Source organism: Streptomyces lushanensis, from assembly GCF_001700515.1.
GTDB lineage: Bacteria > Actinomycetota > Actinomycetes > Streptomycetales > Streptomycetaceae > Streptomyces > Streptomyces lushanensis.
The window spans coordinates 6,495-6,832 of sequence record NZ_MAUD01000353.1 but is presented as its reverse complement, the minus strand read 5'-3'; the positions used below and the strand labels follow the sequence as shown (position 1 = coordinate 6,832).

Genomic DNA, 338 nt, shown 5'->3' with positions numbered 1-338 from the left:
ACCCCCGCCCTGGGACATCTCAAGGGCTCCGGATCCGCCACGCCCTCGCCCGCGCGTACGGTCCAGCTCGTCTCGGGCGACCTCCTGCTGACCGTCAATCCCGTCGACGGCAGCGAGATCGAGCTCTGCCCGCCGGGCCGCAGGCCCGCCGCGCCCGTGCGGCGCACCGCCGAGGAGCGCGCCGCGCTCCAGCGGGCGGGCCGGCCGCCCGTACCGCCGGGCCCCGCCGCGCCGCCGCTGCCGCTCCTGGAGCGCGCCGAGGAACGCACGCGGCTGGTCGGGCTGCTGGGCCGCGGCCGCTCCGTCCATCTCACCGGGTCCGCCGGCTCGGGCCGTAC

General features: G+C 79.6%; 1 pseudogene. It reads left to right on the top strand.

Features of this window, described 5'->3' with window-relative positions:
* Nucleotides 1–9 precede the first annotated feature (9 nt).
* Nucleotides 10–338 (top strand): annotated as a pseudogene (locus tag BFF77_RS35950) (ATP-binding protein); the annotation flags it as partial.